We start from the raw sequence: 20,376 nt of genomic DNA on the forward strand, positions 1-20,376 counted from the left end.
CCGGTCCCCGCCCCGTCCACGCCCGGCGGTCCCTCCACCGCCCGTCGGCCGGCCCGCCGCGCCCGCCGTCAGCCCAGGTTGCAGGCCGCGAGGCCCTGCTCGTATCCCCGGAAGAAGTGGTCGGTGCGCTGCTCGGCGGTGCCGTGCGCCCCCTCGGCGAACCACGGCTGGTCGGGGTCGTCGCCGACGGCGAGCAGCCCCTCCCGGAACTCGTCGAGGTCGCCGTCCTCCAGCCGAAGCTGACCGGCCTCGATCGAGCCGCCGATGTACGCCCCGGCCATGCAGTCGGCCTGCAGCTCCTGCTGGATGGTGAACTGGGCGCGCAGGCCGAGGCGCGCCTGGATGCCGTGGGCGTACTCGTGGCCGAGCAGGTAGTACAGGAACGCGTCGCCGACCTGCCGGAAGGCCGCGACAGACCAGCGGACGTCGTAGGCGATGAAGTCGCCCGCCGAGCAGTACACGGCGTTGTTGCGGGGCAGGGCCTGCCCGGCGCAGGAGACCTCGCCCTCCCGCTGGTAGGGCACGACCCTCCGGATCGGCTGGAACCGCCGGCCCGACGCCCGGAACTGCGCGGTCCAGTAGATCTCGGCCTTGTCCACCGCGACGGCCATGTCCTCGGTGAACTCGGCCACGCTGGTGGTGCCGTCCGCGCGGGTCTGCGCCGCCTGCGGCGAGCTGGGCTGGCGGGTCGACCGGGGCAGGGGTTGCTGCGGCTCGTCCTCGTTCACCCCGCCGACCACGCAGCCGCTGGCCAGCACCAGCGCGGCCAGCAGACCGGCCAGCGGGCCGCCGGGCCGACGTCCCGACCGTGCCGTCACAGTGCGCCTCCCCGGCTCGCCCCACCGGTCCACTACCCCGGCTCCCCGTCGATCATGCCCGGCCGGCGACACGGTGACCATCCCCGATCGCGGCCGACCGCGGGCCGTACCGGAGGCGACGCCCCGGCCCGCTGGGTGACGCCCGTCAGGGGCCCGCGGCAAGGAATCAGGGGCTCGCGGCAAGGAAGACGAACGCGGCCAGCAGGACGAGGTGCACGCCGCCCTGCAACAGGGTGGCCCGGCCCGGCACCACGGTCAGCACGCCGGTGACGACGGTCAGCGCCAGCAGGGTCAACTGGGTGCCGCCGAGCCCGAGCAGCAGCGGCCCGTCGAGCCAGATCGAGGCGATCGCGATGGCGGGGATGGTCAGGCCGATGCTGGCCATGGCCGAGCCGAGGGCCAGGTTGAGGCTGATCTGCACCCGGTCGCGGCGCGCGGCGCGGGCCGCCGCGAGGGTCTCCGGCAGCAGCACCAGCAGCGCGATCACCACACCGACGAACGCCTGCGGCAGGTTCGCCGCCGACACCCCGGCCTCGATCGCCGGGGACACCATCTTCGCCAGGCCCACCACGGCGATCAGCGCCACCAGGAGCATGACCAGGCTGGCCAGGGCGGCGCCGGCCGACGGCGGGTCGGCGTGCCCGTCGCCGTCGGCGTCGGCGACGGTCCCGTCGGAGGTGACCGGCAGGAAGTAGTCGCGGTGCCGGCCGGTCTGCACCAGCACGAACAGCCCGTACAGGGCGAGCGACGCCACGGCGGCGAAGACGAGCTGCGGCGGGGAGAACTCGGGGCCGGGCCGGCTGGTGGTGAAGGTCGGCACCACCAGGCTGAGGGTGGCCAGGGTGGCCACGGTGGCCAGGGCCCCGCCGGTGCCCTCGGGGTTGAACACCGCCACCCGGCGGCGCAGCGCCGCGAGCAGCAGGGACAGGCCGAGGATGCCGTTGCAGGTGATCATGACGGCGGCGAAGACCGTGTCCCGGGCCAGCGAGACGGTCTTGTCCCCGCCGCTGATCATCAGGGTGACGATCAGGGCCACCTCGATCACCGTGACCGCGACGGCGAGGACCAGCGAGCCGAACGGCTCCCCCACCTTGTGGGCGACCACCTCCGCGTGGTGCACGGCCGCGAGCACCGCCCCGGCGAGGAACGTCGCGACCACCCCCACGACCAGCGGGGGCAGCTCCCTGCCCCAGGTCAGAGCCAGGATCACCACGGCCAGCACGGGCACGGTGAGGGTCCAGTCGGTGACACGGGAGCGCAGGAGGGCCAGCATGGTGTCAACCCTGCCAGAAATCACGATCATCGCCCACAGTTCGGGACGCGACCCCGACCCGTGGCCCCTCGTCGCGGCTGGGCCGTTTCGGTCACGGCGGACACCCGACCATGATGCCCGACAATACGGGAACGCCTCTCGGGCAAGCTCTTCCCGCACTCCGGAAGCAGGAAATGAACAAGCCTCACGACTGATGCGCGACTCAGTCACCGGTCGATACGTTGTGACGCCCCCGAGTACCGGAGTCACACCATGTCATCTGGCGCCGCAACGCCCCTGATCTCCGTCATCGTCCCCACCTACAACCGTTCACCCCTGCTGCACGGCACCCTGACCGCGCTCGCCGGCCAACGGATGCCCACCGAGCGGTACGAGGTCGTCGTCGCCGACGACGGTTCCACCGACGACACCCGCCAGACCGTCGACGCGTTCGCCGACCGGTTACGCCTGCGCTACCACTTCCAGCCTGACCTCGGCTTCCGCGCCGCCGCCGCCCGCAACGCCGGCGCGCGGCTGGCCACCGGCGGCGTCCTCGCGTTCGTCGACACCGGCGTGCTGCCCGGCCCCGACTTCCTGGCCGCCCACCTCGCCGCCCACGCCCGCCCCGGGCCGCCCCGCGCCGTCCTCGGCTACACCTTCGGCTACCAGCCCGGCGATCCCCTCCCCGGGCTGGAGGCCGCGACCCGCGACCGCACCCCCGAGGAGATCGTCCGCGCGTTCGGCGCGCTGCCCTCCTTCCAGGACGGCCGGCACGCCACCTTCGCCAGCACCGCCTTCGACCTGTCCCGCGTCCCCCTGGCCTGGCAGCTGTTCTGGTCGCTCAACTGCTCCGTGCCGGCGGCGGACTTCCACGCCGTCGGCGGCTTCGACGAGGACTTCCGCTCCTGGGGCGGCGAGGACATCGAGCTGGGCCTGCGCCTGGACCGCCACGGGCTCGCCTTCGAGGTCAGCCGCGAGGCGTGGGCGGTGGACAGCCCGCACCCCCGGGAGGCCACCGCCGACACCGGCGACGACCCCAGCAACGTCCTGACCATCCTGCGCAAGCACCCCGAGCCGGTGCTGGAGCTGCTCTGGGCCTGGTTCGCCCGGCACCTGCCCCAACTGGAGGACAACCGCGCCTGGCACCTGCGCCAGGAGCTGCCCGCCATCCGCCGCGCCGTCAACCGGGTCCGCGCCCTCGACGTCACCGCCGAACTGGCCCGGCTGCGCGACACCGTGCCGCCCGGCGCCCGGATCGCCGTGTTCGGTTGCGGCGGCGAACTGCCGCCCGGATTCCCGCCCGCCCACCTGTTCGACTACGACGAGACGCTGCTCGCCAAGCTCCGCGACGACCCGGCGCGCCACGCCCGCCACGCCCTCGGCATCCGCACCGTCCTGGCCGACGACGCCGTCGACGTCGTCTGGCTGACCTCCCGGATGACCCCGCTGTGGCGGCGCTGGCGCGCCCACCTCCTCGCCGAGGCCCGCCGCATCGGCGGCTCGGTGCAGGGCCCACTGGTGCAGGGGCCGCTGGCGCAGGTGGCCGCCGCCGCGTCCATCGCGGCCGGCTGACCGGCCCGTACCACTGCGTGCCGCCGGCCGGCCGACCCCGCGCCGGCCGGCGACACCCCCGGCTGTCAGCTCCGGGCCCGAGGCGTACGCCAGATCCGCAGCTCCGTGTCGGGCGCCCGCTCGGCGAACCATCCCCCGGACGACGATGCGAGAAGCAGGGCCCGCAGGTCGGCGTCGAACTCCGCCAGCCGCGACCCGAACAGGTGCGGCGCCCCGTCCGAGCGCGAGTGCACCCACGCCACCACGTCGTCGACCGACCGCCGCGCCACCGCACCGGAGGACACCCGCAGCCGCGTGGGGCCCACGAACCCCGCCCCGGCCAGGACCCGCTCCTCGCCGCCCGGCGTCCCATGGGGCAGGAACCCCCGACCGGCCCGCCGCACCGGCCCGAGCCAGCGGCGCACCAGGTCGGCGACCGCCTCGTACGGGGGCGCCGGATGCGGCAGCCCTTCCGTCGACAGCGGCTCCTTGACCTCGGCGACGTGCGCGAACGCCCCGCCCGGCGGCAGCATCCCCCGCACCGTCGCGGCGACGGCGGCCTGCGCCATCCAGTGGAACGACTGCGCGAACACCGCCACCCGGAACACGCCCAGCCCGGCCGGCAGGTCCTCGGCCCGCGCCCGTACCCACCGGATGTTGCCCACGCCGTCGCGGGCGGCCCGCAGCCGCGCCCGGGCCAGCATCCCGGCGTCGGGGTCCACGCCCACCGCCTCGGCGAAGCAGCCCGCCAGCGGCACGGTCACCGTTCCCGGGCCGCAGCCCACGTCCAGCAGCCGCCCCGACCCGTCCAGCCCCAGCTCGTCGGCCAGCGCCGCCACGAGCCCCTTCGCGTAGGGCAGCCGGCCCCGCTCGTAGTGTGCGGCGGTCCCCTCGAACAGCGACTCGTCCCACGTCCACCGGTCCGTCACGGCCGCACCCTCACCCGCGGTCACCATGTCGGCGACATAGCGGCATCCCGGCCTGCTGATACCGCCATGTCGCCGACATGGCGCAGGCGCGGGGCGGGCGTCGCTCATGGCGCGGGTGCCGGGCGGGACGTCGCTCTTGGCGCGGGGTGGCGGAGGCCCGCGAGGACGAGGGTCACGACCTGGTCCGCGTCGGCGCGGAAGTCCGGGTGGTCGTACGCCGCGCAGATGCCCTGGAGGGCCATCATGACGGCACCGGCGCTCACGTCGTCGCGGATGGTCCCCGCCTCGGCGGCGGAGGCCAGGAGGTCGGCGACGACCTGCTGCAGGGCCTGGGCGCCCTCGGCCATCACGTCCGAGCGGGTGGCCATGAGCGCCGCGAGGGTGCGGGCGATGCCCTGGTGGGCGTGCAGGTGGGCGACGAGGCCACGCAGGAAGGACTCCAGCGCCTCGTCGGCGGGGAGGGTGGCGAGCAGGGTGCGGGCGCGGTCGCACAGCGCGGCGAGTTCTTCGCGGTAGACCGCTTCGGCCAGCGCCTCCCGGGTGGGGAAGTGGCGGTACAGCGTGCCGGTGCCCACGCCGGCCAGCTTGGCGAAGTCGTCGAAGCGCAGGTCAAAGCAGTTGTTGGCGAAGAGTTCACGCGCCTTGGCGATCAAGGCGTCACGGTTGCGGCGGGCGTCGGCGCGCAGCGGCTTGGCATCGGTCACGTGTGGCCCCATGTTGACAAGTGGAGACTGTCTCCATATTTTGGAAGTGGAGATGGTCTCCAATTGTAGCTTGCGGGGTGGCGCGTGAAGATCTTGATGTTCGGCCGGGGCGTCATCAGCGCCGTCTACGGGTGGGCCCTGGAACGGGCCGGGCACCATGTCGAGTTCTACGTCCGGCCGGGGCGGGCGGCGGCGTACGGGGACGCGATCGACCTCGATCTGCTCGACGCGCGACGGCTGCCCTGGGGGAAGCGCGTCACCGAGAAGTGGCCGGTGCGCTACCGCGAGTCCCTGGAGCCGGACCACGACTTCGACCTGATCGTGCTCAGCGTGCAGCACTACGGCTTCGCGGAGGCCACGGCCTTCCTGGGTCCACGGGTGGGCGGGGCCACGGTGCTCGTCTTCAACAACCTGTGGGTCGAGCCGCTGACCGCCATCGAACATCTCCCCACCGAGCAGGTGGCCTGGGGCTTCCCCGGGGCCGGCGGCGGTTTCGGCGACGACGGTGTGCTGCGCGCGGCGCTGCTGCCCGTCGTCTTCCTCGGCACGCTGGGCCAACCACCGACCGAGCGCGAGCGGGCCGTACGCGAGCTGTTTCGCGCAGCGGGGTTCACGTTCCGGGAGGACCCCGACTTCCGGGGCTGGCTGGCGATCCACTTCATTCAGAACGCGGGCCTGCACACGCAGAGCCTGAGGCGAGGGTCCCTGTCCACGCTGACGCGCCGCGACGTACGCGAGGCGATCCTCGCCGTCCGCGAGCTGCTGCCACTGGTCGAGGCTCGCGGCGTCGAGCTGCGGCGGCATCGGGGCGACCTGCTGCCGTTCACCGCACCCGTCTGGCTGGCCGCACCGGCAGTCGCCTGGCTGCTCGCCCGCTTCCCGCCGATGCGCAGGGTGACGACGGCGCACGCCAACCCCGAGGAACTGCGGGCGGTCTGCCGCGACGCCCTGGCGGAAGCCCGCAGGCTGGGGGTGAAGGTGCCCCGGCTGGAGGCAGCCGAGCCCTACTTCACCGACGGTCACCTGGCATTGAAGTAGTGCGCCTCCGGGTGGTGCACCACGATCGCGTCCGTCGCCTGCTCCGGCACGAGCTGGAACTCCTCCGACAACTCCACCCCGATCCGCTGCGCGCCCAGCAGGTCCACGATCTTCGCCCGGTCCTCCAGGTCCGGGCAGGCCGGGTAGCCGAACGCGTACCGGCAGCCCCGGTAGTCGGCGCGCAGCAGGCCCGCCAGGTCCGCCGGGTCGTCGTCGGCCACCGTACGGCCGCCCGGCAGCGCCAGCTCCGCGCGGATCCGCCGGTGCCAGTACTCCGCCAGGGCCTCGGTGAGCTGCACCGACAGGCCGTGCACCTCCAGGTAGTCGCGGTAGGAGTTGCCGGCGAACATCTTCGCCGTGTAGTCGCTGATCGGCTGCCCGACGGTCACGAGCTGCAACGCCACCACGTCGAGCCCGTCGCCGCGCGGCCGGAAGAAGTCGGCCAGGCACAGCCGCCGCTCCTGCCGCTGCCTCGGAAACGAGAACCGGGCCCGCTCGGTGCGCCCGTCCCCGTCGAGCACCACCAGGTCGTTGCCCTCCGAATACGCCGGAAAGTACCCGTACACCACGGCCGCCTCCAGGACCTTGTCGGCGGTCAGCCGGTCCAGCCAGTAGCGCAGCCGGGGCCGCCCCTCGGTCTCCACCAACTCCTCGTACGACGGGCCCTTGCCGCCCCGCGCGCCCCGCAGCCCCCACTGCCCCAGGAACGTCGCCCGCTCGTCCAGCAGCGCCGCATACTCCGCCAGCGGCACCCCCCGCACCACCCGCGTGCCGAGGAACGGCGGCGTCGGCACCGCCACGTCGACCGCCACGTCCGAGCGCACCGACGCGTCGTCCAGCCCCGGCAGCGCCTGACCGACCGTCGCCCGCTGCCGCTCGCGGCGCTGCCGCCGGGCCGCCAGGGCCGCCTCCCGCTGCGGGTCCACCACCGGAGCGCCGCCCCGCTTGGCCGCCATCACCCGGTCCATCAGCGACAGCCCCTCGAACGCGTCCCGGGCATAGTGCACCTGACCGGGGAACGCCGCCCGCAGGTCGTCCTCCACGTACGCCCGGGTCAGCGCCGCCCCGCCGAGCAGCACCGGCCAGCGCTGCGCCACCCCGCGCTCGGCCATCTCGGCCAGGTTCTCCTTCATGACCACCGTGCTCTTGACCAGCAGCCCCGACATCCCGATCGCGTCGGCCCGATGCTGCTCGGCCGCGTCGAGGATCGCCGAGATCGGCTGCTTGATGCCGATGTTGACCACCTCGTAGCCGTTGTTGGACAGGATGATGTCCACCAGGTTCTTGCCGATGTCGTGCACGTCGCCCTTGACCGTGGCCAGCACGATCCGGCCCTTGCCGCCGTCGTCGGCCTTCTCCATGTGCGGCTCCAGGCAGGCCACCGCCGTCTTCATCACCTCGGCCGACTGGAGCACGAACGGAAGCTGCATCTGGCCCGAGCCGAACAGCTCCCCGACCACCCGCATGCCGTCCAGCAGCAGGTCGTTGATGATCGACAGCGGCGACCGGCCCTCCGCCATCGCCGCGTCGAGGTCGGCCTCCAGGCCGTTGCGCTCGCCGTCGACGATCCGCCGCCGCAGCCGCTCGTCCAGCGGCAGCGCCGCCAGCTCCTGCGCCCGGGTGGCCCGCGCCGACGAGGCGTCCACCCCCTCGAAGATCTCGATGAACCGCTGCACCGGGTCGTGGCCGGCGCGCCGCCGGGCGTACACCAGATCCAGCGCGGCCTCCCGCTGCTCGTCGGGGATCCTCGACATCGGCAGGATCTTGCTGGCGTGCACGATCGCCGAGGTCAGCCCCGCCCGCACGCACTCGTGCAGGAAGACCGAGTTGAGCACCTGCCGGGCCGCCGGGTTCAGCCCGAACGACACGTTCGACACGCCGAGGGTGAAGTTGACCCCCGGCCAGCGCCGCGCGATCTCCCGGATCGCCTCAATCGTCTCGACGCCGTCGCGGCGGGTCTCCTCCTGGCCGGTGGCGATCGGGAACGTCAACGCGTCGATCAGGATGTCGGACCGGCGCAGCCCCCACCGACCGGTCAGGTCCTCGATCAGCCGCCGCGCGACCCGCACCTTCCACTCGGCCGTGCGGGCCTGCCCCTCCTCGTCGATGAGCAGGGCCACCACCGCCGCCCCGTGCTCGACGACGACCGGCATCACCCGGGCGTAGCGGGAGCCCGGCCCGTCGCCGTCCTCGAAGTTGACCGAGTTGACCACGCACCGCCCGCCGAGCATCTCCAGCCCGGCCTCGATCACCGCCGGCTCGGTCGAGTCCAGCATGACCGGCAGCGTGGACGCGGTGGCGAACCGCCCGGCCAGCTCCCGCATGTCCCGGGCGCCGTCGCGGCCCACGTAGTCCACGCACAGGTCCAGCAGGTGCGAGCCGTCCCGGGCCTGGCCGCGGGCGATCTCCACGCACGCCTGCCAGTCGCCGGCCAGCATCGCCTCCCGGAACGCCCTCGACCCGTTGGCGTTGGTGCGCTCCCCCACCATCAGGACGCTGGCGTCCTGCGCGAACGGCACCTGGTGGTAGATCGAGGAGACCCCGGCCTCGGGGCGCGGCTCGCGGGCGCCCGGCCGCGCCCCGCGCAGCCGCTCGGCGACCAGCCGGACGTGCTCCGGCGTCGTCCCGCAGCACCCGCCGACCAGCGACACCCCGTACTCGGCGACGAACCGCTCCAGCGCGTCGGCCAGCTCCACCGGGGTCAGCGGGTAGACCGCGCCGTCGGCGGTGAGCTGCGGCAGGCCGGCGTTCGGCATCACCGACAGCGGCACCCGGGCGTGTCGGGACAGGTGGCGCAGGTGCTCGGTCATCTCCGCCGGGCCCGTCGCGCAGTTCAGCCCGATCAGGTCGACGCCCAGCGGCTCCAGCGCGGTCAGCGCCGCGCCGATCTCGCTGCCCAGCAGCATCGTTCCGGTGGTCTCCACGGTGACGTGGCAGATCAGCGGCACGCCCCACCCGGCCTCGGCCATCGCCCGGCGGGACCCGACCACCGCCGCCTTCACCTGGAGCAGGTCCTGGCAGGTCTCGACGATCAACGCGTCCACGCCGCCGGCGAGCAGGCCCGCCGCGTTCTGCTGGTACGCGTCGCGCAGCGTCGCGTACGCGACGTGCCCGAGGGTGGGCAGCTTCGTGCCGGGACCGATCGACCCGAGCACGAACCGGGGCCGCTCGGCGCTGCCCCACGCGTCGGCGGCCTCCCGGGCGATCCGCGCGCCGGCCTCGGACAGCTCCCCGATCCGGTGCTCGATACCGTATTCGCCCAGATTGGCGAGGTTCGCGCCGAAGGTGTTCGTCTCGACGCAGTCCGCGCCCGCCGCGAGGTAGGCGTCGTGCACCCCACGGATCACGTCCGGGCGGGTGACGTTGAGGATCTCGTTGCAGCCCTCGTGCCCCTCGAAGTCGTCCAGGGTCAGCTCGGCCGCCTGGAGCATCGTCCCCATCGCGCCGTCGGCGACGAGAACCCGCTCCGCCAGCACGTCCAGCAGCGAAGTCTGCACCTCACTCAGGGTAGTGCGAGGATCCGGCGGCGGGGGCGGGCCGCCGCGTACCGGGCCCGTGGGCCGGACCGGCGCGGCCGACGGGCCGCATCCGGCGCCGACACGTAGGCTGACGGACGTGAAGGACATCAGGGACGCCACCGGGCCCGGCGGGCGGACGACCGGGCCGCAGCCCGGGACCGCCCGCCGACGACAGGGTGAGGTGACGGCATGACCGAGTTCGACGGACTGCCGGTGCTGCGGTCCCCCGTGGCCATCGCCGCTTTCGAGGGCTGGAACGACGCCGCGGACGCCTCCACCGCGGCGGTCGAGCACCTGGAACAGGTGTGGCAGGCGCGGCAGGTCACCGAGCTGGACCCGGAGGACTTCTACGACTTCCAGGTCAGCCGGCCGACCATCACCATGGCCGACGGCGAGACCCGCCGGGTCGAGTGGCCCACCACCCGGTTCATGGTGGCCAGCCCGGAGGGCACCGAGCGGGACGTGGTGCTGATCCGGGGCATCGAGCCGAGCATGCGCTGGCGCACGTTCTGCGAGCAGGTGCTGGAGATCTGCCACAGCCTGGAGGTCGAACGGGTGGTGCTGCTCGGCGCGTTGCTGGCCGACGTGCCGTACACCCGGCCCCTGCCGATCAGCGGCAGCGCCTCCGACGCGGAGGCCGCGCGGCGCTACCAGCTCACCCCCACCCGCTACGACGGCCCCACCGGCATCGTCGGGGTGCTGCACGACGCCTGCACCCGCGCCGAGGTCGACGCGGTGTCGTTCTGGGTGCACGTGCCGCACTACGCCAACAACCCGCCGTGCCCCAAGGCCACCCTCGCGCTGCTGCACCGGGTCGAGGAGGTGCTCGACCTGCCGGTGCCGATGGCCGACCTGGCGGAGGAGGCTGCGGAGTGGGAGCAGCGGGTGCGCGGCGCCGCCGAGCAGGACGCCGAGCTCGGCGAGTACGTCCGTGAGCTGGAGGAACGCGTCGGCGACGCGGGCATCACCCCGCTGACCGGGGACGAGATCGCCCAGGAGTTCGAGAAGTACCTGCGCCGCCGCGGCGGCTCCGCCGGCCCCACAGCCGGCTCCTGGTAGTCACGCCTCTTCCGAAAGCCCCCGGATCGAACCGGTCCGGGGGCTTTCGCGTGTCCGGGGGGCTTTTGCGTGTTCGGGGTGGCGCGGTCACACCCGCTGGGGCATCCTAGGAACCTAGCTGTGATCTCCAGGAGGAGCCATGCAGATCAACCCGGGCGCCGCCGAGTTCCCGCACCGGCAGATCGCCGCGCAGCTCAAGGCCCAGGTGCGCCGCGGCGACTGGGGGCCGGGCGAGCGACTGCCGTCCATCCCGGCCATCGCCGAGATGTTCGGCGTCGCCAAGCAGACCGTGCAGCGCGCCGTCGACCAGCTGCGGGTCGAGGGCATCCTGATCACCAAACCCGGCTCCGGCACGTACGTCAGAGGCACCCGGCGTCGGCTCAACCGCCTCTCCCGGGGCCGGTACGGCGGCTTCCGCGGCTACCACACGGACCTGGCCGCCCGGTACCGTCAACAGCTCGTCTCGGTCGGCCGCGCCCCCGCCCCGCCCGAGGTGGCCGACGCGTTCGGGGTCGCCGACGGCACCGAGCTGCTCTGCCGCCGCCACCTCGTACGCACCGAGGACTCCCCCGTCGAGGTGGGCGCCTCCTGGTTCCTCCCGGCCGACACCGCCGGCACCACCCTGGAGCGGGGCGAGGCCTTCGGCCGGCCCCTCTACCAGGAGGCGGAGGAGGCCACCGGCCGGCAGTACGTCACCGCCACCGACACCATCACCGCCCGCCAGCCCAGCCGGGAGGAGGCCGAGACCCTCCAGATCCGCCCCGACACCCCCGTGCTGCACCTGCTGCACGTCGCCTACGACGCCCGGCGCAAGCCCATCGAGGTCGCCCAGGCCACCTGGCCCGGCCCGATGACGACGCTCACCGAGGAGTACAAGATCCCGGCCCCCACCCCGGCCCCCGACCCGGACCCGGGCCTGATCCTGGGCTGACTCCCCCTGCCCCCTGCCCCCGGTGCCGCCCCCGCCCCCTGGCCCCGGTGCCGGCCCCGGCCCCGGCGCCAGCCCCGGTGATCAAGAGGTTTGCGTCATCGCCGAGATCAACTCTGACGCTTTTCTCTTGATCACCGAGCCGGGCTGGGCCGGGCGGAGCTGGGCCGGGCCGGGCTGGGCTGGGCTGGGCGGAGGCGGGCCAGGCCGGGGGGGTAGGGGTGGGGGTGGGGTGTCAGAGGTGGAGGCCCAGGAGGGCGTCCAGGGTGGTGGCGAAGAGGTGCGGGGCGTCGGGGTCCGTGCCCGTGCCCGCCAGGGCACGCTCCGCCCAGTCGTCGGCGAGCGCGAGCGCACCCGGGGTGTCCAGGTCGTCGCCGAGGCGCTCGCGTACCCCCGCCAGGAAGTCCTCGCCGGACGGCCCGGACGGCGCGGCGGCGGCCCGCCGCCAGCGGGCCAGGCGCTCCTGGGCGGCGGCGAGCAGGTCGTCGGTCCAGGTGCGGTCGGCGCGGTAGTGGCCGGCCATCAGCCCGAGCCGGACCGCCATCGGGTCCACCCGGTCGGCCCGCAGCCGGGAGACGAAGACCAGGTTGCCCTTCGACTTCGACATCTTCTCGCCGTTCAGGCCGATCATGCCGGCGTGCACGTAGTGGGTCGCGAACGGCGACCGGCCGGTGAGCCGCTCGGCGTGCGCGGCGGAACACTCGTGGTGCGGGAAGATCAGGTCGTTGCCGCCGCCCTGCACGTCGATCGACTCGCCGAGCAGGTTCAGCGCGATCACCGCGCACTCGATGTGCCAGCCGGGCCGGCCCGGGCCGAGGTCGCCGCCGGGCCAGGACGGCTCGTCCTCGCGGGCGCCCCGCCACAGCAGCGGGTCCAGGGGGTCGCGCTTGCCGGCCCGCTCCGGGTCGCCGCCGCGCTCGGGGAAGATGTCCAGCATCTCGGCGCGGGACAGGTTGGACTCGTAGCCGAATGTGGGCACGGCGGTGATGTCGAAGTAGACGTCGCCGGTGCCGTCGTCGAGCCGGTACGCGGCACCGTCCTTGAGGAGGGTGAGGACCTTGTCGGCGATGTCGGGGATCGACTCGACCGCGCCGACGTAGTGCGCTGGCGGGATCATCCGCAGCGCCTCCATGTCCTCGCGGAACAGCGCGGTCTCCCGCATGGCCAGGACCTTCCAGTCCTCGCCGTCGCGTGCGGCGCGTTCCAGCAGCGGATCGTCGATGTCGGTGACGTTCTGCACGTAGCGCACCGTCAGGCCGGCGTCGAGCCACATCCGCTGCACCAGGTCAAAGGTGATCATGGTGGCGGCGTGGCCGAGGTGTGTGGCGTCGTACGGGGTGATGCCGCAGACGTACATGGTGGCCACGTCGCCAGGTCGACTGGGATGGGCACCGCGTCGCGCCGAGTCGAACAATGTCAGCGGGCCGCCCCTGCCGGGCAGCCGTGGCACCTCATGTCCCGTCCAAGACTCCATGACCGTCAGCCTAGCCAGCCGCCCCGCGCGCCGGACCCACCCCACGGGTGACCAACGCGACAGCCGCTCACGTCCCTGGTAGGCGACCCGGGCGATCCCACCGGCGGCCGAGATGCGGCCGAAGGGCACGGCATCGGGGCCCGCCGGGCAGCCCCGGAGGGGCAGTCCGGGGCGGTGGTCGGAGGCCGCCGGGCGGCCCCGGAGGCGGTAGTCGGAGGCGGTAGTCGGAGGCCGCCGGGCGGCCCTGGAGGCGGCCGGGCGGGTCGCCCGGTCGGCCCGGTCGACAGCTACATGGGCGGCCAGGGCATCGCCGGCCAGTCCTGCGGCGGCTGGGGGAACCGGCCGCCGTCGCGCAGCCGGCCCACGCGGGCCGCCAGCTCGGCGACCTCGCGGATCGTCAGGTGCTCGGCCAGCTCGTCACCCAACTCCCCGCCGAGCCGGACGGCCAGGTCGGCGAGCATGTCGAGGGCGTCCGGCGGCAGCTCGCGGCCGGCCCAGCCCCAGAGCACGGTGCGCAGCTTGTCCTCCACGTGGAAGCTCACCCCGTGGTCGACGCCGTAGATGCGGTCGTCCGCGCCGACCAGCACGTGACCGCCCTTGCGGTCCGCATTGTTGATGACCGCGTCGAGCACGGCCAGCCGGGCCAGGCGCGGATCGTCGGCGTGGGCCAGCGCGTACGCGGCGCCGTCGTCGTCCCGGGCCGCCGCGATCGGGAACCAACGCGGCGGCACCGCCTCCGCCGGCACGAACCCGACCAGCGGCTCGGCCTCGGCGGGCTCGTCGATCCACAGTTGACAGGAGCCGGGCCCGAACGGGCCGTCGCGCAACACCGTCGGCGGGACCAGATCCCAGCCGGTGGCCCGGGAGACCAGGTACGCCGAGACCTCCCGGCCGGCGAGGGTGCCGTCCGGGAAGTCCCAGAGGGGACGCTCACCGCGTACCGGCTTGTAGACGCAGCGGGCGCTCACCCCGTCGAGCGTGAGCGCACCGAGCAGCGTCGCGTTGGACGCGTCGACCAGGCGGCCCTCGACGGTCAACTCGCCGTCGCGGAGCAGCCGTAGCGTCGCCGCGTCGTCGTGCCGACGTTCGAGTTCCGACGAGGTCACCGGTGATAACCGTTGTGCCGCGGGCAGAGGTGCCCGGCGGGATCCAGCGGCTGGCCGCACAGCGGGCAGGGCGGGCGGCCGGCGTTGACCACCCGGCGGGCCCGCTCGATGAACTCGCGGGTCGCCTCGGGGGTCAACCGGACCCGCAACCGGTCCAGGTCCTCGTCCGGCTCCTCGTCGTCCTCGTCGTCGTCATCGTCCTCGCCGCCGCCCAGCTCGACCTCGGCCTCCGCCTCGCCGGCGGCGATCGCCTCGATCACGACGGTCGCGGTGTCGACGTCGAAGGCCAACCCGAGGGTGCCGACGCGGAACTCCTCGTCGACCGGCGTGTCCAGCGGGTCGTTGTCGCCCACGGACGCCACGGCCTCGGGCAGCTGCACGCCGAAGCGGCGCTGCGCCTCGGTGAGCAGCTCCTCCAGCTTCTCGGCGAGCAACGACACCTGGACCTTCTCCAGCGCGACGCTGACCAGCCGGCCGCCGCCGCGGGCCTGCAGGAAGAACGTGCGCTCCCCGGGCGGCCCGACGGTCCCGGCGACGAACCGCTCCGGCGGCTCGAAGGCGTGCACCTGGTGGGTCATACCCACGACCCTATCCGGCGCGCCACGGCGTCGCGCACCCCACCGACCCGGAATCGCGCGCCCGCGCCGCGCCCGTCGTGCCGCCCGGCCCGCCCGACCGGGGAGACACCTGCCGTCGGCCTCACCGCCCGGTCCCCGCTCCCCCGCCGACCGCGGCGTCGGACTCCGCCGGCCGCGCGGCCCGCCGCCGGCGCTTGCGCGGCGGCGGCACCAGCCCGGCCAGGTCACCCCCCGTGTCGTTGAGCCGCAGCAGGAAGGGCCGCAGCGGCGTGTACCGGATCGCCGTGACCGAAGCCGGGTCCGCGACGATGCGCTGGAAAAGATCAAGGTGTACGCCGAGCGCGTCCGCGACGATGGCCTTGATCACATCGCCGTGGCTGCATGCCAGCCAGATCGCCTCGGGCCCGTGCTCGGCGGTGATCCGGGCGTCCCAGGAGCGCACCGTGGCCACGGCGCGGGCCGCCATCGCCGCCATGGCCTCCCCGTCGGGGAAGACGACGGCGCTCGGGTGCTGCTGGACCACCGGCCAGAGCGGCTCCTTGGCGAGCTTCTTGAGCGGCTGCCCCTCCCAACTGCCGTACCCGCACTCGATCAGCCCCTCGTCCACCGCCGGCGTGGCCTGCGGCAGGGCCAGTTCCAGGGTCTGCCGGCACCGGACCAGCGGGCTGGTCACCACCGCCGCGAGGGGCAGCCCGCGCAGCCGCTCACCCACCGCCGTCGCCTGGGCCCGGCCCGTGTCGTCCAGCTCGACGGGCTGCCGTCCGGCGAGACCGCCGTCGGCGTTCGCGGTGGTGCGGCCGTGCCGCAGGAGGAGAAGAGTCGCCACCCTGCCCACCCTAGGCGGTACGGGCCGGCGCGGGACGAGGGGTTGATCGACTCCATGTCAGGGAGATGGCGGCATCCCGTCCCGTTGATACCCGCATCTGCCCGGCATCCCGTCACCCCTCGGCCGGGTTGGGCGGTTTGTCCGGCCTGGCGGGGCGGGGCGGGGCGGGGCGGGGTGACCGGCGGCACCCTGGGGCCGGAATCCCGGCCGGGCCGGGGTCGTTACACCTGACGGACCACCGAAGCAGCCCCCGCACCCCTGCGATCCGGCAGGCCCCCGCCCCCTGGGTGTCGTCACCCCCCCGGAATGCGGGCCGGCCGCCGGTCGTTACACCCGGACCCGGCGCCGCACGGCAGCCACCCCTGCTCGTTCTTCTGAGTTCGTTGTTCGGGCGCCTCGACGTGGTGCTCGCGCACCCCCTCACCGTCCCCCCTTGCGGGCGTGGGGTGCGCCGACCCCCGGATTGGAGACACCCCCATGAACACGACCATCCTGCGCAAGAGCATCCTCGGCATCGCCGGACTCGCCTTCGCCGGCGGTCTCGCCGCCGGACCCCTCCACCACACCACCCCCGACGCCGGCACCGGCACCGTCGACGCCCGGCCCGTCGCCGCTACCGTGCAGGCCGACAAGCCCACCGCCGGGGTCGACACCGGCAAGCTCATCCCCCACGGCGTGCAGGGCACGCAGTCGCGCATCGACCTCGACACCGAACAGACCGCCAACGCCAAGGCCATCATCGCCGCCACGAAGAAGACCGGCCTGGACGAGCGGGCCGCGGTCATCTCGATCGGCACCGCCCTGCAGGAGTCGAAGCTGCAGAACCTGGGCCACCTCGGCGACCGCAACGACCACGACTCCCTCGGCCTGTTCCAGCAGCGCCCCTCCAGCGGCTGGGGCTCGCCGGAGCAGATCACCGACCCCGAGTACGCGACGACGGCGTTCCTCAAGGGCCTCAGGCAGGTCGACGGCTGGCACGACATGGCGCTGACCGACGCCGCCCAGACCGTGCAGGTGTCCGCGTACCCCGACGCGTACGCGCAGTGGGAACAGCAGGCCGCCGACCTCGTCACCCAACACTGGAACAGCTGACACACGCACACGCCGACGGCCGGGCCCCGACCACCAAGGGGCCCGGCCGTCGGCGTCCCCACCACCCCGCCCAGCGTGGCGTTAACAAGGGGCCCTTCCTCTACAGAAAGCGTTAACAAGGGGCCCTTCCTTGCATCCCTAGGTGGCGGCGATCGTGCCCGTCATCAGGAGTGCCAGGACGAGGGTGCCCAGGGCGACCCGGTACAGCACGAAGACGTACAGGGTGTGGTGGGCGACGTAGCGCAGCAGCCAGGCGATGGCCGCGTAGCCGACGACGAAGGCGATGAGCGTGGCCACCACCATCTGCGCCCCGCTCGGCGCGGACGTCCCCGGCGCGGACGGCTCGAAGACGTCTCCGACGCTGAAGATGCCGGACATCACGACCGCCGGGATGGCGAGCAGGAACGAGTACCGGGCCGCCGCCTCCCGGGTGAGGTTGAGCAGCAGGCCGGCGGTGAGCGTGCCGCCGGAGCGGGACACCCCGGGGATCAGCGCCATCGCCTGGGCGAAGCCCATCACGATGCCGTCGCGCATCCGGAAGTTCGCCAGGGTGCGGTGCTGCCGCCCCCAGTACTCGGCGAAGGCCAGCACGAACGCGAAGACGATCAGCGTGGTGGCGACCACCCACAGGTTGCGTCCGGCGGTGCGGATCTGGTCCTTGAACAGGAAGCCGAACAGCCCGATCGGGATCGAGCCGACGATGACGTACCAGCCCATCCGGTAGTCGAGGCTGGACCGCACCGAGCGGTCCCAGAGCCCGACGATCCAGGTCCGGGTGATCCGCCAGATGTCCTTGGCGAAGTAGATGAGCACCGCAGCCTCGGTGCCGAGCTGGGTGACGGCGGTGAACGACGCGCCGGCGTCCCGGCCGAAGAAGATCGCCGAGGTGATCCGCAGGTGCCCCGACGAGCTGACCGGGAGAAACTCCGTGAGCCCCTGGACGACGCCCAGGACGATGGCCTCGATCCAGGTCACTCGCCGACTCCGGACAGCTCGAGGGCCTCGGCGACGGTGCGCAGCGTCTGCACGCCGCTGTCGCGGTCGGCGGCGAAGAGGGTCACCGACAGGGTGGTGACGCCGGCGGCGGCGTACTCGCGCAGCCGCTCGGCGATGCGCTCCTTGGGACCGAGCAGCGAGGTGCGGTCGATGAACTCGGTCGGCACGGCGGCGGCGGCGTCGCGCTGCCGCTTGGCCAGGTAGAGGTCCTGCACCTCGCGGGCGGCGTCGCCGTAGCCCATCCGGGTGGCGAGCTGGTTGTAGAAGTTCTGCTGGCGGCTGCCCATCCCGCCGACGTAGAGGGCGGCGTACCAGCGGACCAGCTCGGCGCAGGTCGCGACGTCGTCGCCGACGACCACCGGCACGGACGGCACGACGTCGAAGCCGGCCAGTTCCTTGCCGGCCTTCGCCCGGCCGGCGGCCACGGCGGTGAGCTGCTCGTCGGCGAACTCCGGGGCGTAGAACACGGCCAGCCAGCCGTCGGCGATCTCGCCGGCCAGTTCCAGGTTCTTCGGGCCGACGGCGGCGAGGTAGATCGGGACCTGCTCGCGCGGCGGGTGGAAGCCCAGCCGCAGCGCCTTGCCCGGGCCGTCGGGCAGCGGCAGGGTGTAGAACTCGCCGTCGTACGCGACCTCCTTGCGGGCGATGGCGAGCTTGACGATGTCGACGTATTCGCGGGTGCGGGCGAGGGGCTTGGCGAAGCGCACCCCGTGCCAGCCCTCGGAGACCTGGGGGCCGGAGACGCCCAGGCCGAGCCGGAACCGGCCGCCGGAGAGCGCGTCGATGGTCGCCGCCGTCATGGCGGTCATCGCCGGGGTCCGGGCGGGGATCTGCATCACCGCGCTGCCGACGTCGATCCGTTCGGTCTGGCCGGCGATCCAGGCGAGCATGCTGGGCGAGTCGGAGCCGTACGCCTCCGCCGCCCACACCACCGAGTAGCCGAGCCGGTCGGCCTCCTGGGCCAGCGCCAGGTGGTCGGCGGGTGTGCTCCACGCCGTCTGGTATCCGAGACTGAGCCCGAGTCGCACTGGTCCTCCCCCATCGGCACCACAGGTCGCATCAGGTTACGCAATGCGGGCGGCGCGGCCGATCACCGGCTCACCCCGGACGCGCCACGCGGCCGGGACGGGGTGTCGCCCGGAGGGCGAGCAGGAACTTGACGGGAGCGAGGATATCCGTGGCGGCGGGTTCGAAATAAGGTTCACCCATGCAACAGCGACCGCTCGGCCGAAGCGGGCTGGCGGTTTCCCGGCTCGCGCTCGGCACCATGACCTGGGGCCGGGACACCGACGCCGACGACGCGGCCGCCCAGCTGAAGAGCTTTCTCGACGCGGGCGGCAACCTGGTGGACACCGCCGACGTGTACGGCGACGGTGACGCGGAGTCGGTCATCGGGTCGCTGCTGGGCAGCCTGGTTCCCCGCGACGAGCTGTTGATCGCGACGAAGGCGGGGCTGCGGCCGGGCAGCGGCAGGCGTCGGGACGGCTCCCGGGGGCACCTGCTGCGTACCCTGGACGCCTCGCTGCGCCGGCTCGGCACGGACCACGTCGACCTGTGGCAGGTGCACGGGTACGACCCGGACACGCCGCTGGAGGAGACCCTGGCGGCGCTGGACCACGCGGTGGCCAGCGGGCGGGTCCGCTACGTCGGGGTGTCGAACTTCTCGGGCTGGCAGACGGCCCGCGCGGCGGCCTGGCAGGCGGCCTGGCCGGGGCGGGCCCCGGTGGTGGCCGCCCAGGTGGAATATTCACTGCTGGAGCGGGGTGTCGAGCGCGAGGTGCTGCCGGCCTGCGCGGCGCTGGGGCTGGGGGTGCTGCCCTGGTCGCCGCTGGGCCGGGGGGTGCTCACCGGCAAGTACCGGCACGGCCGGCCGGCGGACTCGCGGGCCGCGTCGCCGCACTTCGAGCCGTTCGTGGCGACGTACCTGGAGCCGCGCTGCTCCAGCATCGTGGAGGCGGTGGCCACCGCGGCCGGGGGGCTGGGCGTGTCGCCGCTGGAGGTGGCGCTCGCGTGGATCCGGGACCGGCCGGGCGTGACGGCGCCGATCCTCGGCGCGCGGACGGTCGGGCAGTTGCTCGGCGCGCTCCAGGTGGAGCGGATGACGCTGCCGGCGGAGATCATCGTCGCGCTCGACGACGTGTCGGCCGTGCCGGTGGGCTATCCCGAGCGGGACGGCTGAGCGCTCCGGCCGGGCCCGCCGCACGGCGGAGCCGGCCGGACGGGCCGGGCGGGGTGGCGGACGGCCGCCGGGCTGGGCAGCATGGAAGGCATGGACTACGAATACGCGCCGCTGCGGCTGCCCTCGAACGTCGACCGGCTGACCGCCGCGGCGCAGTTGGCGATCCAGGCCGAGTTCTCCGGGTGGGAGCTGGCCCGGGTGCGGTTGTACCGGGACGGCACGCGGCAGGTGGTGCTGCGCCGTCGCCTGGTGAACCAGCCGCAGCCCGGCCTGTCGTACTGACCCGGGCGGCCCGCGCCCGCCGTCCCGGGGCCCCGCCGGCTGGCCG

General features: G+C 73.8%; 18 protein-coding genes. 7 read left to right on the forward strand and 11 right to left on the reverse strand.

The annotated features are described in order from the left end of the window. Nucleotides 1–68: 68 nt before the first annotated feature. Both ACFYWL_RS05050 and ACFYWL_RS05055 read right to left on the reverse strand, forming a co-directional pair. Complete coding sequence (locus ACFYWL_RS05050; RefSeq protein WP_386967507.1) at nucleotides 69–899, reverse strand: neutral zinc metallopeptidase; 831 nt, start codon at nucleotides 897–899, stop codon at nucleotides 69–71. 85 nt (nucleotides 900–984) lie between these two features. Continuing rightward, nucleotides 985–2,091, reverse strand: a complete 1,107-nt coding sequence (locus ACFYWL_RS05055) for a calcium:proton antiporter (protein ID WP_386967510.1) — start codon at nucleotides 2,089–2,091, stop codon at nucleotides 985–987. 252 nt (nucleotides 2,092–2,343) lie between these two features. Between ACFYWL_RS05055 and ACFYWL_RS05060 the strand changes: the two genes are divergently transcribed. Further along, nucleotides 2,344–3,642: a glycosyltransferase gene (locus ACFYWL_RS05060; protein WP_386967512.1), complete on the forward strand. Its 1,299-nt coding sequence runs from the start codon at nucleotides 2,344–2,346 to the stop codon at nucleotides 3,640–3,642. A gap of 65 nt (nucleotides 3,643–3,707) precedes the next feature. Here ACFYWL_RS05060 and ACFYWL_RS05065 read toward each other — a convergent pair whose 3' ends face one another. Continuing rightward, nucleotides 3,708–4,550, reverse strand: a complete 843-nt coding sequence (locus ACFYWL_RS05065) for a class I SAM-dependent methyltransferase (RefSeq protein ID WP_386967515.1) — start codon at nucleotides 4,548–4,550, stop codon at nucleotides 3,708–3,710. 104 nt (nucleotides 4,551–4,654) lie between these two features. Continuing rightward, nucleotides 4,655–5,254, reverse strand: a complete 600-nt coding sequence (locus tag ACFYWL_RS05070) for a TetR/AcrR family transcriptional regulator (RefSeq protein ID WP_386967517.1) — start codon at nucleotides 5,252–5,254, stop codon at nucleotides 4,655–4,657. Between the two features lie 84 nt (nucleotides 5,255–5,338). Here ACFYWL_RS05070 and ACFYWL_RS05075 point away from each other — a divergent pair, with 84 nt between their 5' ends. Continuing rightward, on the forward strand, nucleotides 5,339–6,292 hold the full coding sequence (locus ACFYWL_RS05075) for a ketopantoate reductase family protein (protein WP_386967520.1): 954 nt from the start codon (nucleotides 5,339–5,341) through the stop codon (nucleotides 6,290–6,292). Here ACFYWL_RS05075 and metH read toward each other — a convergent pair. Continuing rightward, nucleotides 6,274–9,789 (reverse strand): methionine synthase, encoded by a 3,516-nt coding sequence (gene metH, locus ACFYWL_RS05080; RefSeq protein ID WP_386967522.1) that lies wholly within the window; start codon nucleotides 9,787–9,789, stop codon nucleotides 6,274–6,276. The two genes, ACFYWL_RS05075 and metH, sit on opposite strands and share 19 nt — an antisense overlap. A gap of 210 nt (nucleotides 9,790–9,999) precedes the next feature. On the opposite strand from metH, the gene ACFYWL_RS05085 reads away from it, so the two are divergent. Both ACFYWL_RS05085 and ACFYWL_RS05090 read left to right on the forward strand, forming a co-directional pair. Beyond that, nucleotides 10,000–10,869 (forward strand): PAC2 family protein, encoded by an 870-nt coding sequence (locus ACFYWL_RS05085; RefSeq protein ID WP_043968784.1) that lies wholly within the window; start codon nucleotides 10,000–10,002, stop codon nucleotides 10,867–10,869. 139 nt (nucleotides 10,870–11,008) lie between these two features. After that, nucleotides 11,009–11,800 (forward strand): GntR family transcriptional regulator, encoded by a 792-nt coding sequence (locus ACFYWL_RS05090; RefSeq protein ID WP_043968783.1) that lies wholly within the window; start codon nucleotides 11,009–11,011, stop codon nucleotides 11,798–11,800. A 232-nt stretch (nucleotides 11,801–12,032) separates the two neighbouring features. Here ACFYWL_RS05090 and mshC read toward each other — a convergent pair whose 3' ends face one another. The 4 genes from mshC to ACFYWL_RS05110 all read right to left on the reverse strand — a co-directional run bounded on the left by mshC (nucleotide 12,033) and on the right by ACFYWL_RS05110 (nucleotide 15,781). Beyond that, nucleotides 12,033–13,271 (reverse strand): cysteine--1-D-myo-inosityl 2-amino-2-deoxy-alpha-D-glucopyranoside ligase, encoded by a 1,239-nt coding sequence (mshC, locus tag ACFYWL_RS05095; RefSeq protein WP_386967525.1) that lies wholly within the window; start codon nucleotides 13,269–13,271, stop codon nucleotides 12,033–12,035. A 287-nt stretch (nucleotides 13,272–13,558) separates the two neighbouring features. Then, a complete protein-coding gene (locus ACFYWL_RS05100; protein WP_386967528.1) occupies nucleotides 13,559–14,377 on the reverse strand; it encodes an SCO1664 family protein in 819 nt (272 codons plus the stop codon). Next, nucleotides 14,374–14,955 (reverse strand): DUF3090 domain-containing protein, encoded by a 582-nt coding sequence (locus tag ACFYWL_RS05105; RefSeq protein ID WP_386967529.1) that lies wholly within the window; start codon nucleotides 14,953–14,955, stop codon nucleotides 14,374–14,376. Before ACFYWL_RS05105 ends, ACFYWL_RS05100 begins: the two co-directional genes overlap by 4 nt. A 121-nt stretch (nucleotides 14,956–15,076) precedes the next feature. Further along, nucleotides 15,077–15,781 carry a histidine phosphatase family protein gene (locus ACFYWL_RS05110; RefSeq protein ID WP_386967532.1) on the reverse strand — a complete coding sequence of 235 codons (705 nt, stop codon included), beginning with the start codon at nucleotides 15,779–15,781 and terminating at the stop codon, nucleotides 15,077–15,079. A 477-nt stretch (nucleotides 15,782–16,258) separates the two neighbouring features. Between ACFYWL_RS05110 and ACFYWL_RS05115 the strand changes: the two genes are divergently transcribed. Next, nucleotides 16,259–16,873 (forward strand): hypothetical protein, encoded by a 615-nt coding sequence (locus ACFYWL_RS05115; RefSeq protein ID WP_386967534.1) that lies wholly within the window; start codon nucleotides 16,259–16,261, stop codon nucleotides 16,871–16,873. Between the two features lie 138 nt (nucleotides 16,874–17,011). Here ACFYWL_RS05115 and ACFYWL_RS05120 read toward each other — a convergent pair whose 3' ends face one another. Together ACFYWL_RS05120 and ACFYWL_RS05125 are read right to left on the reverse strand one after the other, a co-directional pair. Beyond that, nucleotides 17,012–17,848 carry an undecaprenyl-diphosphate phosphatase gene (locus ACFYWL_RS05120; protein ID WP_386967536.1) on the reverse strand — a complete coding sequence of 279 codons (837 nt, stop codon included), beginning with the start codon at nucleotides 17,846–17,848 and terminating at the stop codon, nucleotides 17,012–17,014. Next, nucleotides 17,845–18,897, reverse strand: a complete 1,053-nt coding sequence (locus ACFYWL_RS05125) for an LLM class F420-dependent oxidoreductase (protein ID WP_386967539.1) — start codon at nucleotides 18,895–18,897, stop codon at nucleotides 17,845–17,847. Before ACFYWL_RS05125 ends, ACFYWL_RS05120 begins: the two co-directional genes overlap by 4 nt. Before the next feature lie 179 nt (nucleotides 18,898–19,076). On the opposite strand from ACFYWL_RS05125, the gene ACFYWL_RS05130 reads away from it, so the two are divergent. Together ACFYWL_RS05130 and ACFYWL_RS05135 are read left to right on the forward strand one after the other, a co-directional pair. Further along, nucleotides 19,077–20,048, forward strand: coding sequence for an aldo/keto reductase (locus ACFYWL_RS05130; protein ID WP_043968769.1), 972 nt, complete (start codon nucleotides 19,077–19,079; stop codon nucleotides 20,046–20,048). A gap of 90 nt (nucleotides 20,049–20,138) precedes the next feature. Further along, nucleotides 20,139–20,330, forward strand: a complete 192-nt coding sequence (locus tag ACFYWL_RS05135) for a DUF5703 family protein (RefSeq protein WP_216933611.1) — start codon at nucleotides 20,139–20,141, stop codon at nucleotides 20,328–20,330. The last annotated feature ends 46 nt before the right edge of the window (nucleotides 20,331–20,376 follow it).

It is taken from the genome of Micromonospora sp. NPDC002575, from assembly GCF_042889525.1.
Classification (GTDB): Bacteria; Actinomycetota; Actinomycetes; order Mycobacteriales; family Micromonosporaceae; genus Micromonospora; species Micromonospora carbonacea.